At 54.8% G+C, this 14,966-nt stretch carries 12 protein-coding genes; 5 read left to right on the forward strand and 7 right to left on the reverse strand.

Features of this window, described 5'->3' with window-relative positions:
- Nucleotides 1-594, forward strand: coding sequence for a hypothetical protein (locus ACK3CJ_RS00240; RefSeq protein ID WP_409524411.1), 594 nt, complete (start codon nucleotides 1-3; stop codon nucleotides 592-594).
- 109 nt (nucleotides 595-703) lie between these two features.
- On the opposite strand, the gene hutH is transcribed toward ACK3CJ_RS00240, so the two are convergent.
- The 4 genes from hutH to hutI all read right to left on the reverse strand — a co-directional run bounded on the left by hutH (nucleotide 704) and on the right by hutI (nucleotide 6,305).
- The gene (hutH, locus tag ACK3CJ_RS00245) at nucleotides 704-2,236 is read right to left on the reverse strand and encodes a histidine ammonia-lyase (protein WP_409524412.1); all 1,533 of its coding nucleotides are present in this window, start codon (nucleotides 2,234-2,236) and stop codon (nucleotides 704-706) included.
- Nucleotides 2,233-3,939 (reverse strand): urocanate hydratase, encoded by a 1,707-nt coding sequence (gene hutU / locus ACK3CJ_RS00250; RefSeq protein ID WP_409524413.1) that lies wholly within the window; start codon nucleotides 3,937-3,939, stop codon nucleotides 2,233-2,235. Before hutU ends, hutH begins: the two co-directional genes overlap by 4 nt.
- 99 nt (nucleotides 3,940-4,038) lie before the next feature.
- Nucleotides 4,039-5,094, reverse strand: a complete 1,056-nt coding sequence (gene hutG / locus ACK3CJ_RS00255) for a formimidoylglutamase (protein ID WP_409524414.1) — start codon at nucleotides 5,092-5,094, stop codon at nucleotides 4,039-4,041.
- Complete coding sequence (gene hutI, locus ACK3CJ_RS00260) at nucleotides 5,094-6,305, reverse strand: imidazolonepropionase (RefSeq protein ID WP_409524415.1); 1,212 nt, start codon at nucleotides 6,303-6,305, stop codon at nucleotides 5,094-5,096. The genes hutG and hutI overlap by 1 nt, the downstream gene beginning before the upstream one ends.
- Nucleotides 6,306-6,589: 284 nt before the next feature.
- Here hutI and ACK3CJ_RS00265 point away from each other — a divergent pair, with 284 nt between their 5' ends.
- A complete protein-coding gene (locus tag ACK3CJ_RS00265) occupies nucleotides 6,590-7,927 on the forward strand; it encodes a YjiH family protein (RefSeq protein ID WP_409524416.1) in 1,338 nt (445 codons plus the stop codon).
- Between the two features lie 32 nt (nucleotides 7,928-7,959).
- On the opposite strand, the gene hutC is transcribed toward ACK3CJ_RS00265, so the two are convergent.
- A complete protein-coding gene (gene hutC / locus ACK3CJ_RS00270; protein WP_409524417.1) occupies nucleotides 7,960-8,691 on the reverse strand; it encodes a histidine utilization repressor in 732 nt (243 codons plus the stop codon).
- Nucleotides 8,692-8,944: 253 nt separating this feature from the next.
- Here hutC and ACK3CJ_RS00275 point away from each other — a divergent pair, with 253 nt between their 5' ends.
- On the forward strand, nucleotides 8,945-9,697 hold the full coding sequence (locus ACK3CJ_RS00275; RefSeq protein WP_409524418.1) for a substrate-binding periplasmic protein: 753 nt from the start codon (nucleotides 8,945-8,947) through the stop codon (nucleotides 9,695-9,697).
- Nucleotides 9,698-9,713: 16 nt separating this feature from the next.
- Here the strand turns inward: ACK3CJ_RS00275 and ACK3CJ_RS00280 are convergent, their stop codons facing one another.
- The gene (locus ACK3CJ_RS00280) at nucleotides 9,714-11,012 is read right to left on the reverse strand and encodes an NAD(P)/FAD-dependent oxidoreductase (RefSeq protein WP_409524419.1); all 1,299 of its coding nucleotides are present in this window, start codon (nucleotides 11,010-11,012) and stop codon (nucleotides 9,714-9,716) included.
- A gap of 20 nt (nucleotides 11,013-11,032) precedes the next feature.
- A complete protein-coding gene (locus ACK3CJ_RS00285) occupies nucleotides 11,033-12,397 on the reverse strand; it encodes a glutamine synthetase family protein (protein WP_409524420.1) in 1,365 nt (454 codons plus the stop codon).
- Between the two features lie 259 nt (nucleotides 12,398-12,656).
- On the opposite strand from ACK3CJ_RS00285, the gene ACK3CJ_RS00290 reads away from it, so the two are divergent.
- Entirely contained in the window at nucleotides 12,657-13,466 is an 810-nt protein-coding gene (locus ACK3CJ_RS00290; RefSeq protein WP_409524421.1) for a gamma-glutamyl-gamma-aminobutyrate hydrolase family protein, read from the forward strand.
- A gap of 35 nt (nucleotides 13,467-13,501) precedes the next feature.
- Complete coding sequence (locus tag ACK3CJ_RS00295) at nucleotides 13,502-14,848, forward strand: glutamine synthetase family protein (RefSeq protein WP_409524422.1); 1,347 nt, start codon at nucleotides 13,502-13,504, stop codon at nucleotides 14,846-14,848.
- The last annotated feature ends 118 nt before the right edge of the window (nucleotides 14,849-14,966 follow it).

A 14,966-nucleotide genomic window follows, 5' to 3' on the forward strand; every position in this document is an offset into this window, starting at 1 on the left:
ATGAGTGATCTTCGTTTAATTAATGGCAGATCAGTCACTAGGCATATATTTCAAGTGTTCATTTTTTGTTTGATACTTGGTGGGGGGTGTTTTTGGTTATTTTATGGTTTTTTAAATAGTGAAAAAATTTATAGGGCCAGTATTTATCAACAAAATTCAATTTTTGTTTTTTATATTTTTCACTATGGGCTTTTAATTGGCCCAGTAATAATATCGATTTTTATTTTATATTTTTTAACTCTCGTTCCGAGACAGGTTATGGGGGTGGAAAATAAGCCTTGGTCTAAGCGGGTCGATAAAGTATTTGTTCCAGTTTTGCTATATGGAACTATTATGATAGTACCTATTACGATTGCAGGGCACTTTTACGCTAAGTATCAGTTTGGTCAGGCTGGCTACACTGAGTGTAATACTTTTTTGCTGAGCAATCGCTATAAAAGAGCTTTTGTTTTAGACGCTGATGATTGTTACGATGGGAAGCTGCGATGGATTTTTGCGCAAAGAAATAAAAATTCTGCTGCGAGGTTGCAAGAGGCACATGTTTATTTACGTGACAAACATCATTTGACCATAAAAGGCAAATCGGATGGTTGAAAATTGGAATATATAATATCAGCTCAGATAATTGAAGTGTAAATAAAGCGGAACAGATTCTATACTAGGCGATCTGTTCCGCAGTTTCAGTTGCGTTGCATAAACTGGCTTACAGGCTCGGCAGCAGCGGCTGCTGAACCAGCTCGCTGAGGCGGCGGCTTTCCAGCAGTTCTATCGCGACCTGAATATCCGGTGCGAAGAAGCGATCCTTATCGTAGTAGTCCACCTTTTCACGCAACCACTGGCGCGCTTGCTCCAGTGGGGCTGTGGTTTTCATTCCATTGCGGAAGTCCAGGCCCTGGCAGGCAGCTAGCCATTCGATCGCCAGCACGGCGCGGGTGTTATCGGCCATCTCCCACAGGCGTTTGCCAGCGGCAGGTGCCATGGAAACATGATCTTCCTGGTTGGCAGAGGTGGGCAGGCTGTCAACACTGTGCGGATGCGCGAGTGCCTTGTTTTCGCTGGCAAGGGCGGCTGCCGTGACCTGTGCGATCATGAAGCCGGAGTTGACGCCGCCATTTTCGACCAGAAAGGGTGGCAACTGCGACATGTGTTTGTCCATCATCAGCGAGATGCGACGCTCGGTCAGCGAACCTATCTCGGCGATTGCCAGCGCCAGATTGTCGGCTGCCATGGCAACCGGTTCGGCATGGAAGTTACCGCCGGAGATGATGTCGCCCTCTTCCGCAAACACCAGTGGGTTATCAGAGACGGCATTGGATTCCACCAGCAGCACCTCGGCTGCCTGGCGTATCTGGGTCAGACAGGCGCCCATCACCTGAGGCTGACAACGCAGTGAGTAGGGGTCCTGTACCTTGTCGCAGTGGCTGTGAGAATCGCTGATCTCGCTGCGATCCAGCAGCAGATGGCGGTAGCCTGCTGCGGCATCTATCTGGCCCTGCTGTCCACGGATAGCGTGGATACGGGCATCGAAGGGGCTGCGAGAGCTGAGTGTCGCCTCGACGGTCAGCGAGCCGCACACGGTTGCTGCGGCGTACAGATCTTCTGCCTCAAACAGGCCACGCAGGGCATAGGCTGTGGACACCTGGGTGCCGTTCAGCAGTGCCAGACCCTCTTTCGGAGCCAGAGCCAGCGGCTCCAGACCTGCCACCAGCAGCGCTTCGCTGGCGCTGAGCCATTCACCACGGTAGCGAGCCTTGCCTTCGCCGAGCAATACGGCGCTCATATGCGCCAGTGGTGCCAGATCGCCGGATGCACCGACAGAACCCTTTACCGGAATGCAGGGGTAGATCTCGGCATTGATCAGGGTGATCAGTGCATCGATCACCTTACGGCGTATGCCTGAAAAACCACGCGCCAGGCTGTTGACCTTGAGCACCATGATCAGGCGTACCAGATCATCAGAGATGGCGGCACCGATACCGGTTGCATGCGACAGTACCAGTGAGCGCTGCAGGCTCTCCAGGTCCTCATGCTTGATCCGGGTCTGTGCCAGCAGGCCAAAGCCCGTGTTGATGCCGTATACAGTGCGATCTTCAGCAACCACCTGATTCACGCAGCTTACCGATGCCTCTATAGCCGTATTGGCGCTCGTCGGTATTTCAATGCTGACAGGGCTGCTGTAGACCTGGCGCAGCTGCGCCAGGGTCATCTGTCCCGGTTGGATAACCAGCTTACTCATTTTGCTTCTCCTGTGGCGATCATCGGCAGATCCAGTCCATTCTCTCTGGCACAATCGATCGCGATATCATAACCCGCGTCGGCATGGCGCATCACGCCAGTACCGGGGTCATTGCGCAGTACTCGTCCCAGACGCGCATGAGCAGCATCGGTACCATCAGCCACGATCACGACACCTGAGTGCTGCGAGAAGCCCATGCCGACACCGCCGCCGTGGTGCAGCGAAACCCAGGTGGCGCCGCCTGCAGTGTTCAGCAGGGCGTTCAGCAGCGGCCAGTCGGAGACGGCATCGGAGCCATCGCGCATGCTTTCGGTTTCACGGTTGGGGCTGGCAACAGAGCCGGAGTCCAGATGGTCACGACCGATCACAACCGGCGCTTTCAGTTCGCCATTCTTCACCATCTCGTTGAATGCCTGACCCAGACGTACACGATCCTTCAGGCCGACCCAGCAGATACGCGCCGGCAGACCCTGGAAGCTGATGCGCTCACGTGCCATATCCAGCCAGTTGTGCAGGTGCGGGTTGTCCGGGATCAGTTCCTTGACCTTGGCGTCTGTCTTGTAGATATCTTCCGGATCACCCGACAGTGCAGCCCAGCGGAAGGGACCGATCCCCTGACAGAAGAGTGGACGGATATAGGCCGGTACAAAGCCGGGGAAATCGAAGGCATTGCTGACACCCTCCTCCTTGGCCATCTGACGGATGTTGTTACCATAGTCGAAGGTAGGAATGCCCTGCTGCTGGAACGCCAGCATCGCCTGCACATGCACAGCCATGGACTGTTTGGCCGCTTTGACCACGACTTCTGGCTCGGTTTTGCCGCGCGCCACATATTCGTCCCAGGTCCAGCCGGATGGCAGGTAGCCGTGCAGCGGATCGTGCGCACTGGTCTGGTCGGTCACCATATCCGGGCGAATACCGCGACGAACAAGTTCCGGCAGGATATCGGCAGCGTTACCGCACAGACCGATCGATACAGCCTTACCCTCTTCGGTGTAACGTTTGATGCGTGCCAGTGCATCGTCCAGATCGGTTGCCTGCTCGTCCAGATAGCGGGTACGCAGGCGGAAATCGATGCTGGTCTGCTGGCATTCGATATTCAGTGAACAGGCACCGGCCAATGTGGCGGCGAGAGGCTGTGCGCCGCCCATGCCACCGAGACCTGCGGTCAGAATCCAGCGGCCTTTCAGGCTGCCGTCATAGTGCTGACGACCCGCTTCAACGAAGGTTTCGTAGGTACCCTGCACGATGCCCTGAGAGCCGATATAGATCCAGGAGCCGGCCGTCATCTGGCCATACATCATCAGCCCTTTGCGATCCAGCTCGTTGAAATGCTCCCAGTTGGCCCAGTGCGGAACCAGGTTGGAGTTGGCGATCAGTACACGTGGTGAGTCGGGATGAGTCTTGAACACGCCGACCGGCTTACCGGATTGCACCAGCAGGGTTTCATCGTTCTCCAGACGCTTAAGCACCTCAACGATCTTGTCAAAACACTGCCAGTCACGCGCCGCACGACCGATACCACCATAGACCACGAGATCTTCCGGGCGCTCGGCGACATCCGGGTGCAGGTTGTTCATCAGCATGCGCATGGCCGCTTCTGTCAGCCAGCTTTTGCAGCTCAATTCGCTGCCAGTGGGCGCTTTGATCACACGGCTGGGATCATGGCGATTGCCGGTATGGATGGGGCTTGTTGCGGTCATGTCGTAATCCTCGTCTTTCTTATGTTCAGTCTTGTCCGGAAGGGTTGTTGCCGGATAGGTAGTTGTTGTCAGAATAGCTATTGCCAGATAGTTGGCTGTTCAGGTTGCGTTTGAGTGGTGCTGCAGTCCTTTGAGCGAGTAGCCCTGGGTGATCTGATGAATCAGACGGGCACCCAGGCGGGCTGTATGTGAATCGGTATCGTAGGCCGGGTTGAGCTCGGCCAGATCGACCAGGCGCAGCTTGCCGCTGTTGCGGATCATGATCAGCAGCGGCTCGATCACTTCAAGCGATACGCCTCGCGCGGCCGGAGCGCTGACACCGGGGGCTGTGGCCGCCGGGAATACATCCATATCGATCGTCAGATAGATCAGATCGCAACTGCTGATAAAGTCATGCAGTGCCTGACGCAGGTCCGGCAGGTCGTTCTGCGTCATCTGCAGATCTTCACGCACCATCACACGCAGCGATTTGGCACGCTGAAATAGCGCGGGCGTGTTGCTCATGCGGCTGACACCCAGGCATGCATAGATGAACGGCCAATTCTGATCGTGGCAACGCTGTGCAATCTGGCTGAAAGGTGTGCCGGACGACGGGCGCTGGCTGTTATGATCGCGCAGATCAAAATGGGCATCGAAATTGATGATGCCGACGCGCGGAGCATGCGCCATGGGCTGTCTGGCAAGATGCAGGGCCAGCCCGGACCAGCTACCGAAAGCGATCTCGTGGCCGCCTCCCAGTACCACTGGCAGGTGGCCCTGATCCAGCAGCTTGCTGACTGTTTCAGCCAGCTGTTGCTGTGCTGCTTCCAGCGCATCATCCAGGCAGACCACGGTACCGCACTCATACAGCGGTGCATCATGATGTACCGGCAGACTGGCCAGTGCACGACGCAGTGCAAGAGGGCCTTCGGCAGCTCCGGTGCGACCCTGATTGCGCCGCACACCGGCATCGCTGGCAAATCCGAGCAGAGCTATACCGGGAGGATTGTCATGAGGGTTGTCATGAGAATTGTCATTAGGGCTGTTGGAAGCAGCACCGAGCGAAATCGGCTGAATCAACTGATGCCAGCGCTGACTGTTGGCTTCGGGATCGACCCGGCCAGTCCAGCTTGCCATCTGGGATTCTGCTCCCAGCCAATTGATCTGATCGGTCATCAACTGATCTCCCCTTGAAATATACGTTGCTTGAGGCGGCCTGGCTGAATCGCATAGGCCAGTTCAGACGGGCTGTGGATATCCCAGACGCAGAAGTCAGACTGGCGTCCAATGGCTAGTGTCCCGGCCTGTCCAGACAGTCCAAGGGCACGTGCGGCATGGCTGGTGACACCCTGAAGGGCTTCGGTAGGAGTCAGACGAAACAGCGTGCAGGCCATATTCAACATCAGGCTGAGCTGAAAAATTGGCGAGGAACCGGGGTTACCATCGGTGGCAAGCGCCATGGGCACCTGATATCGGCGCAGCAGATCGATCGGTGGCACGCGCGTATCGCGCAGCGTGTAGAAGGCGCCGGGTAACAGCGTGGCAACAGTACCGGCTTCGGCCATTGCCTTGACACCGTCCTCATCCAGCCATTCAATATGATCAGCCGAAAGAGCCTGATAGCGCGCCGCCAGTGCAGATCCACCGAGATTGGAGAGCTGCTCGGCATGGGCTTTCACGCGAAGATCATATGCCTGAGCTGCCTGAAAGACGCGTTCACACTGCGCGACACTGAAGCCGATCCCTTCGCAGAAGACATCCACCGCATCGGCCAGATTTTCTGCCGCTGCCGCTGGAATGATCTCGTTGCAGATCAGATCGATATAGCCGTCTGCGTTGTCCTTGAACTCGGGCGGCAGCGCATGTGCCGCGAGCAGGGTTGTGACAACGTTAACAGGCTGCTCAGAGCCCAGACGACGGGCTACGCGCAGCATTTTCAACTCATCCTTCAGGGTCAGGCCATAGCCGGATTTGATTTCAACGGTTGTCACGCCATCCTGGATCAGTGCCTGCAGCCGGGGCAGTGCGGCCTGGTACAGCTCCTCTTCGCTGGATGCACGGGTTGCACGCACGGTGCTGATGATGCCACCGCCACGACGGGCGATCTCTTCGTAGCTGACCCCTTCGAGCCGCTGTTCGAACTCATCGGCACGTGAACCGCCGAATATCAGATGTGTATGGCAATCGATCAGTCCTGGCGTGATCACCCCGCCACTATGCATCGTTTCCGCTTCCTGTATCTGCTCATCAGACAGTTCACTCATTGGGCAGAGCTGGGCTATCTCATTGCCGACGACAAGTAGTGCCATCTTCTCGTCACTGGTTTGCCGACCATCAAACAGGATGGCATCACGCCACAGGCGGGTGGTGTCTTGTCTGTTGATCATGGGGCACTCCGTTATGTCTGTATTTGTATATACATTTAACAATTTCGAGATTAATGTCAAGCCTGAATCGAAAAAAATCTTTACTGTGTGACACGGACCTTCACATTGCATAAGGTTTGAAATTAACCACATTATAGTACTGATGCTCTGGTATTGCTGACCATGATGGGTTCCGCTGCATTGATCGTGTGCGTTTTTTGTACAGCAAAAGTGTTGACATAATTTTATCAGGTATTGTATATACAATAATGTAACCCAACAAAAATAAGCCTGAGGTATTCACCATGTCCGATCAGAGTCATCTTTCCGAGCCCGTAGCAGCCACGTCGCGATCAGACTGGAAGCTGGCCATGAAAATGCTGCTACCCAGTCTGCTGGGCATCTTTATCTTTTTTGTCCCCCTGACCATCAATGGCAAAACAACCATTTCGCTGGATCATATGGTCACGGGACTGCGTACCCTGCTGGGGTCGGGCACGGCCTGGTATGCGCTGGCGATGATTGTGGCCGGCGCCCTCTACCCGCTGATCACCGGTAAATGGAAAGAGAGCCTGACAGAGAAGATCTTCACCCTGCTCAAGCTGTTCGGTGTGCTGGCAGCGATTCTGGCGATCAGCGGTTGGGGACCTGCCGTATTGCAGGCACCGAATATGCTGCCCTTCCTGTTCAATACGCTGGTGGTCTCGGTCGGGCTGATCGTACCGCTGGGAGCGATCTTTCTTGCGCTGTTGATCAGTTATGGTTTGCTGGAGTTTGTCGGTGTGCTGTGTCAGCCCTTCATGCGTCCACTGTTCAGAACACCTGGCCGCTCGGCTATTGATGCCGTGGCATCCTTTGTCGGCAGCTACTCGATCGGCCTGCTGATCACCAACCGCGTTTATACCGCCCGGCAGTACTCCGCCAAGGAGGCTGCCATCATCGCGACCGGTTTCTCGACGGTGTCCGCCACTTTCATGCTGGTGGTGGCGCGCACGCTGGATCTGATGAGTATGTGGAACCTCTATTTCTGGCTGACGCTGCTGATCACCTTTATCGTCACGGCTATCACGGTACGCCTGCCACCTCTGAGAGGTATGGATGATCAATGTGAACGGGTTGACGATACTATCCCGGCGCGTGAGCGTATTCCGGCTGCCTGGAAGGCTGGGCTGGAGGCGGCATCACGTGCTCCATCGCTGGCTCAGGGAGTGTGGCTGAATGTCCGCGAGGGGCTGATCATGGCGATCAGCATTCTGCCCTCCATCATGTCGGTGGGCCTGATCGGTCTGCTGGTGGCGAATCACACCCCCTTCTTTGACTGGCTGGGATTACTGTTCTATCCCTTTGTGGCGGTCTGGGGGTTGCCTGAGGCGCTGGAGTTGTCACGCGCTGCGGCTGCAGGACTGGCTGAAATGTTTCTGCCGGCGTTGCTGATGCGTGAAGCCGAACTGGTGGCACGTTTTGCTGCGGCCATCGTATCGGTATCCTCTATTCTGTTCTTTTCTGCGTCGATCCCCTGCATCCTGTCTACCAGTATTCCCCTGTCGGTACCCAGAATCCTGGCGGTCTGGTTTATCCGTGTGGCGCTAAGCCTGTTTCTGGCCGTACCGGCGGCGTGGTTTGCTGTCTGGATGGCTGGCTGAGTCTTTTAACCACCATTATCATGACCACCGGATCAGTTCTGATTCCGGTGGTTTTGCTGGCGCCTGACGGAGGAGCGTAGCTTGTAGCGGTTTCCCGGATGTAACAGGCGGGCGTAGCTGATCAGATGATCACCCGACCAGGTGCGTCGGATCATGCTCAGGCATGGCTGATTGATCTCGGTTTCGAGCCAGGAGGCGGAGCGTGCATCCGGCAGTACCGCCTCCACGACATGCTCCAGATCGGTGATCGGACAGGCGGCCACCAGCACCTCGTTGGGGGTCTGACGGGAAAAGTCGGTGTTCAGGTAGTCTGGTACCCAGCGAGGATTGACATAGCGGTTCTCCAACTGGATCGCGATATCGTTTTCCCGGTGTACGATGATGCTGTGAAACACCTTGCTGCCGACCCGAACGCCCAGCCTCAGGGCTATCTCATCATCGGCATTGACCTCTTCACACAACAGCACGCGATTACTGTACAGGTGCCCACGGCTGCGCACCTCTTCGGCAATGTTGTTGATCTCGGACAGTGGTGATTCGGACTTCTGATCGGTGACAAAGGTACCGAGCCCTGGTTGTCGCACCAGATAACCCTCCTGCACCAGATCGCGTATCGCCTTGTTGGCAGTCATGCGGCTGACGCCGAAGTCTCTCGCCAACTGCTCCTCCGGCGGAATTTTGTGGTGCACAGCAAAGCGACCGGAGTGGATCTCCTCTAGCAGATATTGCTTGATCTGCAGAAAGCGTGGTTTCGGATTGTTCACATCAAGTCCAGAAAGTCATGAAAGCACTGGTTAGGAGCCTGTCTGGCTTTCTCGCAGTAGATCAACGCCAAGTCAGGCAGGTCCCTAGAGTAAAGCCTGATATCGGGTTTGTCATCCTGCTTCACATGACCGACGCTGCATCTCTGCTGAAATGGATAAATGTTTACACTGAAGTGGACAAACATTTACTGTGCTAAACTGAGTCGAATGGTACGCGGTTGTGCTCTTCAGGGATTAGCAAGAGACCTTACTCATGGTTAAATCATTCGTCAGATCATTTGGCTGCATCCAGTGGATACTGTTGATTCCACTTCTGATCTCATTTCCTGTCCTTGCCGGGCATGACGAAACACTGCGCTTCCATATACCCGCTGCCGACTACCCTCCTTATGTAATTATTGAGGGTGACAATATCTCTGGTCTCATGGTGGAACCCCTGCAGCAAGCCGCAGAGCGTCTGGGCATAGAGCTGGTGCTGATTCCCCTGCCGACCATGCGAGCTGAAGTGATGTTGCAACAGCATGAGATAGATGTTCGCTTCAAATCACCAGACTGGGTTGCCGATCCGGAGAACTATCTGTGGAGTGATACGATTCTGATCGCAGAAGATATTCTGATCTTTCCACGCAATGCGGGTTTACGCCTTGAAAAGGTCGAAGATCTGATTGGCATGGAGGTATTGGTCGGGTTGGGGTATCACTATCCAACCCTGCAGGGGCTTTTTGAGCAGGAGCAGATCACGCGTGTGGACTTTGCCTTCACTCGAGATATCCTGCCAGCTCTGCTGAAGGAGGATGCAGAGGTGCAGCGTGTCGCTGTACTTAATGCTGATGTGGCGCGCTGGTTGATTAATGAAGACCCCAGGTTGGCGGATACCTTCGAGTTTTCCGACTGGGTGGTCGAGTCCTCGCCCCTTAAGTATCAGTTTGTTCGCACTGACCGTATGGCGGAATTGGTGCCGAAGTTGAATGTCGAGTTGAAAAAAGTACTAGCCGACCAGCGCTGAACCATTCGGAAAAGTTTCAGAACAGGTCCTTGAACTTGTACCAGAGCATACCGGTCGCGAGCAAAGGTGAACGCAGCTTGTCACCGCCGGGGAAGGTCATATGCTGAACCCGGGAAAACAACTTGAATCGATCCAGTTCACCACTGATCGCCTCACCCAGCACTCTGGCAGCCAGATGGCTGGCATTCAGACCATGTCCGGCATAAGCCTGAGCAAAAAAGATCGACGGACAATCCGGTAGCTGGCCTATCTGTGGTAGTCGATTGGCACCTATACCAAGCATGCCACCCCACTGGTAATCGATGCGAACATCACCCAACTGTGGAAAAACCTTGCGGATATTCGGTTGCAGTGCTGCGGCAATATTCTTTGGATCCTTGCCTGTGTAAGTACACAGACCGCCGAACAGCAGGCGCTTGTCGGCCGTAATACGGTAATAATCCAGCTCGATGCGCAGGTCCGCCACCGCCATGTTGCGTGGCATCAGGTTGCGACATATCTCGTCACCCAGAGGTTCAGTGACGACAATATAGCTGCCGGCGGGCAGGATCTTACCACCCAGCCAAGGTTCCAGGCGTGACGGCAGATAGCCATTAGCGGCTATCACCAGTCGGTCACAGGTGACTCGGCCCGCTGCAGTCTCTACCTGAGGCCTGTCACCCTTGATGATCCGGGTTACGCTGGAGTTTTCATAGAGACGTGCGCCTAGTGAGCGTGCAACAGCTGCCTCACCCAACACCAGATTGAGTGGATGCAGGTGGCCACTGCCCTCATCAATCAGGCCGCCGAGATAAAAGTCGGAGTTGACCACCTCCTGCTTCAATCCGGATTTATCCACCATTTTCAGTGCATGGGGATAGTTCAGGGATTGCAGTTCCTCACAGTCCTCTTCCAGCGCCTTCATATGTCGTGGAAGTGTGGCCAGGTCGCTGTAGCCCAGAGTCAGATCACAATCGATGTCATGCTCAGCAATCCGCTGCTTGACGATCTCGAGCGCTTCTATCCCCATCAGCTTCAACTGATGCACGCCCGCGTCACCGATCTGATGCCGAAACTGATCCAGACCATGACCGATACCGCGGATCAGTTCACCACCATTTCTGCCCGACGCTCCCCATCCTATCCGGTTGCCCTCAAGCAGGATTACCGAGTAGCCGCGTTGCGCCAGTTCGATGGCGGTGTTGACGCCGGTAAAGCCGCCGCCCAGTATGCAGATATCGGCTTCCTGCTCACCCTTCAGTTCGGGCAACTCAAGGGCGTTGTTACGGGTGGCCGCGTACCAGGAGGGCGCGTGCCGGTTGTTTGAAGGTGACATAAAGACTCAGTGCTGTTCCGTTAAACCGTGTGCAGATACCAGAGGTACTCCAGATCGGAGATGGTATGTTCGAACTCGTTAAGCTCATGTTCCTTGCACGCAACGAAGATATCCAGGAAGTTCTCTCCCAGGTATTCCCGCATCACTTCAGAGCTCTCCAGATTGCGCAGGGCATCACGCAGGTTGTTGACCAGCGATGCTTCATGCTGGTCATGCGCATTGCCTTCCGTTATCGGAGGAGGCTCGATTTTATGAGTGATGCCGTAATGGATGCCCGCAAGCAGGGATGCCATTAACAGATAGGGGTTGGCATCGGCACCGGCCACGCGATGCTCGATACGGAGCGCTTCGGGATCTCCGCCGGGGATGCGCAGCGCCGTTGTGCGGTTATCCAGACCCCAGGTGGGCGCGCTGGAGACATAAAACTCAGGGCTGAAACGGCGGTAGGAGTTGATGTTCGGGCACAGCAGCGCCATCGCATCATTCATTGTGGCCAGCAGACCGCCGACTGCCCAGCGCAACATATCATTGGGTTGTTCGGGATCGCCGGCAAAAATATTGTGCCCTTTATCATCGACCAGGCTGATATGCAGATGCATACCGCTACCGGATTGGTCGTGATAAGGCTTGGCCATGAAGGTGGTATCCATCTCATGGTCGTAGGCCATGTTCTTGATCAGGCGCTTGAGCAATGTAGCGTGGTCACAGGAGTACATCGGGTTGTCGACATGGTGCAGGTTGACCTCGAACTGGCCAGGGGCAGATTCAGCCACCAGCGCATCAGCCGGAATGGACTGCTCATGCGCCGCATCAAGGACGTCTGCCAGGAATTCGGCATACTCATCCAGATCATCAATTGAATAAACCTGCACGCTGGCCGGACGCTTGCCTGAAATAGGTGATTTCGGAGGCTGTGGTCGGCCGCTGATGTTCTCCTGATCGATCAGGTAAAACTCCAGCTCAAAAGCGGTGACGGGTGTCAGCCCCAGCTCATCAAAGCGGCTGATCACGCGTTGCAAGACCACTCGAGGATCGGCAAAGAAGGGTGTCTCGCGATCCAGCTCAAACATGGTCATCAGCAACTGGGCGGTGGGTCGTTTCTGCCAGGGTTCCATCGAAAGAGTATCGGGAACGGGCATGCAGATGCGATCCGCCTCACCAATATCCAGACCCAGTCCTGTCTCCTCAACCGTGGTGCCCTGAATGTTCAGCGCAAAGATGGAGGCCGGCAGGGCTATGCCCTTATCAAATACCTTGGTGAGAGCAGATGGATCGACGCGCTTGCCGCGAACGATGCCATTCATATCGGCAATCAGAAGATCAACAAATTGAAGTTCGGGGTGTTCGCGAAGGAAAGCCTCTGCTTGTGATAAACCAGAGCTCATAGGGTAACCTTTTCGTTGTTTATATCAGGAGGAGTAGATTCTATTACTCGTTAGCTGTCAATAAGCAGCTGAGATCCATCATAGGATGTGTGAAACTGTTGTATGTTGTAATAATTTACAACTGAAGGTTAAGCATTCCATAACAATGCGCGCAATTAAATCTTGCCATGTTCTGTTCGGCAGGCTAAAAATTGTTGGCATGCACTCGTGATGTTATAGAGATTGCGATACCTTCCATTCATTAACAGAGTTTTCAACCATGAACAGTCATTTGGCTGCTCAGCCACAGCGCCCGATCATTGGCGTTAATGCCTGCAGTCAGCAGTTGCCGAGTCATCACCCTTTTTTTATTGTCGGCGAAAAATATGTCAGAGCAGTTCTGCAGGGCGCAGGTGGATTGCCCTGGGTGATTCCTGCGCTGGGCGATGATCTGCCGATCGAGCAGTTACTGGCTAATATTGACGGCCTGTTGCTGACCGGCTCACCATCCAATATCGAGCCGCATCACTATGCCGGTGCGCCCAGCGACCCGGGTACAGCTCACGACCCCAAGCGCGATGCCACCAACCTGCCATTGATCCGGGCGGCGCTGGACGCCGGTGTCCCCCTGCTGGGTATCTGCCGCGGTTTTCAGGAGATGAATGTCGCGTTCGGTGGCACTCTGCATCAGAAACTGCATGAGGTTGGTCGTTACATTGAACATCGTGAGAACAAGGATGATCCGATATCACGCCAATATGGCCAACTGGCGCACCAGGTTGAAATAGTACCGGGTGGTTTATTGTCCCAGATCTGGCCGGAGGTGGATGTCGGCGTCAACTCAATCCATACTCAGGGTGTTGATCAACTGGCGCCGGGTTTTCGGATCGAAGCTCAGGCACCGGATGGACTGGTGGAAGCTTTTTCAGTGCCACAGGCGAGCGCGTTTGCACTGGCGGTTCAATGGCATCCTGAGTGGCAATGGCATCCGGACGATGGTGTAGGTGACTTTCCTTTTTATCGTGCCATACTGGCAGCATTCGGCGACGCATGTCGTGCCCGTCGTCAGCAGCGCTGCGTTAGTCTATGATAATGTTACAATAATTACCCCCTGTGAGTTAATTTATGAAAGATCTTGAGAGCTGGTTAACCGAGAACAAGATCACTGAAATCGAGTGTGTTGTCAGTGACATCACCGGTATAGCCCGGGGCAAGATAAGCCCCGTGTCTAAATTCATCGCCGAGAAAGGGATGCGCCTGCCAGAAAGCATTCTGCTGCAGACCGTCACCGGCGATTATGTTGAAGATGATATCTATTACTCCCTGCTGGACCCGGCGGATATCGACATGATCTGCCATCCAGACCCCTCCGCTATTTTCCTGATTCCCTGGGCGCTGGAGCCGACAGCACAGATTATCCATGAGTGCTACGACAAGATGGGCAACCCCATAGAACTGTCGGCACGTAATGTGCTCAAGCGGGTGCTCAAGCTTTATGATGATAAGGGTTGGAAACCGATCGTATCGCCCGAAATGGAGTTCTATCTGACCAAACGCTGTGCCGATCCGGATCTGCCGCTGCAACCTCCGATCGGGCGCTCCGGGCTGCAGGAAACCGGCCGCCAGTCCTTCTCCATCGATGCCGCCAACGAGTTTGATCCGCTGTTTGAGGATATGTATGACTGGTGTGAGCTTCAGGGTCTGGATATCGACACCCTGATCCATGAAGAAGGCACCGCTCAGATGGAGATCAACTTCCGTCATGGCGACCCGCTGGCACTGGCGGATCAGGTGTTTGTGTTCAAGCGCACGCTGCGTGAAGCGGCGCTGAAGCATGATGTCGCAGCGACCTTTATGGCCAAGCCAATCACCAATGAGCCTGGCAGCGCGATGCATCTGCATCAGAGCGTGGTGGACAAGAAGACTGGCAAGACCATTTTTTCCAATCCGGATGGCTCCATGAGCCAGCTCTTTCTGCACCATATCGGGGGCTTGCAGAAGTATATACCGGAAGTGCTGCCGCTGATGGCTCCCAACGTCAACTCCTTCCGCCGTTTTTTGCCTGATACCTCGGCGCCGGTGAATGTGGAATGGGGGCTGGAGAACCGTACCTGCGGTTTGCGCGTACCGGATTCCGACCCACAGAATCGGCGTATCGAAAACCGTCTGCCGGGTGCTGATGCCAACGCTTACATTGCGATTGCTGCAAGTCTGCTGTGTGGATATATCGGCATGACGCAGCAGATCAACCCTTCTGCGCCGGTACAGGGTCGTGCCTATCAGCGTCGCAATCTACGCTTGCCCTTCACACTGGAGAGCGCGCTGGAGCGGATGGAGAACTGCAAGGTACTGGAGGAGTATCTGGGCAGTAAGTTCGTGCAGGGATTCATCGCCGTGAAGCGAGTGGAAAATGAAAATTTCAAGCAGGTGATCAGCTCCTGGGAGCGCGAATTTCTCCTGCTGTCGGTGTAAGCATGAAAGGAAAGGGCGACCTTTCCTTTTTACGCCCAGGGATGGGCGGTATGCTGGCAACGCAGGAGCAGTTGCCAGTTTGCATTCCGGCTATTTTAAAAACAACAAAAAATGTTGA

The organism is Nitrincola salilacus, from assembly GCF_046271865.1.
GTDB lineage: Bacteria > Pseudomonadota > Gammaproteobacteria > Pseudomonadales > Balneatricaceae > Nitrincola > Nitrincola salilacus.

Excerpts from the sequence above, each read along its gene's own strand:
- hutG (WP_409524414.1), bottom strand. The coding sequence starts at position 5,094 with ATGACCGATCAGATCAATTGGCTGGGAGCAGAATCCCAGATGGCAAGC.
- ACK3CJ_RS00275 (WP_409524418.1), top strand. The coding sequence starts at position 8,945 with ATGGTTAAATCATTCGTCAGATCATTTGGCTGCATCCAGTGGATACTG.
- ACK3CJ_RS00280 (WP_409524419.1), bottom strand. The coding sequence starts at position 11,012 with ATGTCACCTTCAAACAACCGGCACGCGCCCTCCTGGTACGCGGCCACC.
- ACK3CJ_RS00265 (WP_409524416.1), top strand. The coding sequence starts at position 6,590 with ATGTCCGATCAGAGTCATCTTTCCGAGCCCGTAGCAGCCACGTCGCGA.
- ACK3CJ_RS00295 (WP_409524422.1), top strand. The coding sequence starts at position 13,502 with ATGAAAGATCTTGAGAGCTGGTTAACCGAGAACAAGATCACTGAAATC.
- hutH (WP_409524412.1), bottom strand. The coding sequence starts at position 2,236 with ATGAGTAAGCTGGTTATCCAACCGGGACAGATGACCCTGGCGCAGCTG.
- hutI (WP_409524415.1), bottom strand. The coding sequence starts at position 6,305 with ATGATCAACAGACAAGACACCACCCGCCTGTGGCGTGATGCCATCCTG.
- ACK3CJ_RS00240 (WP_409524411.1), top strand. The coding sequence starts at position 1 with ATGAGTGATCTTCGTTTAATTAATGGCAGATCAGTCACTAGGCATATA.
- ACK3CJ_RS00290 (WP_409524421.1), top strand. The coding sequence starts at position 12,657 with ATGAACAGTCATTTGGCTGCTCAGCCACAGCGCCCGATCATTGGCGTT.
- ACK3CJ_RS00285 (WP_409524420.1), bottom strand. The coding sequence starts at position 12,397 with ATGAGCTCTGGTTTATCACAAGCAGAGGCTTTCCTTCGCGAACACCCC.
- hutU (WP_409524413.1), bottom strand. The coding sequence starts at position 3,939 with ATGACCGCAACAAGCCCCATCCATACCGGCAATCGCCATGATCCCAGC.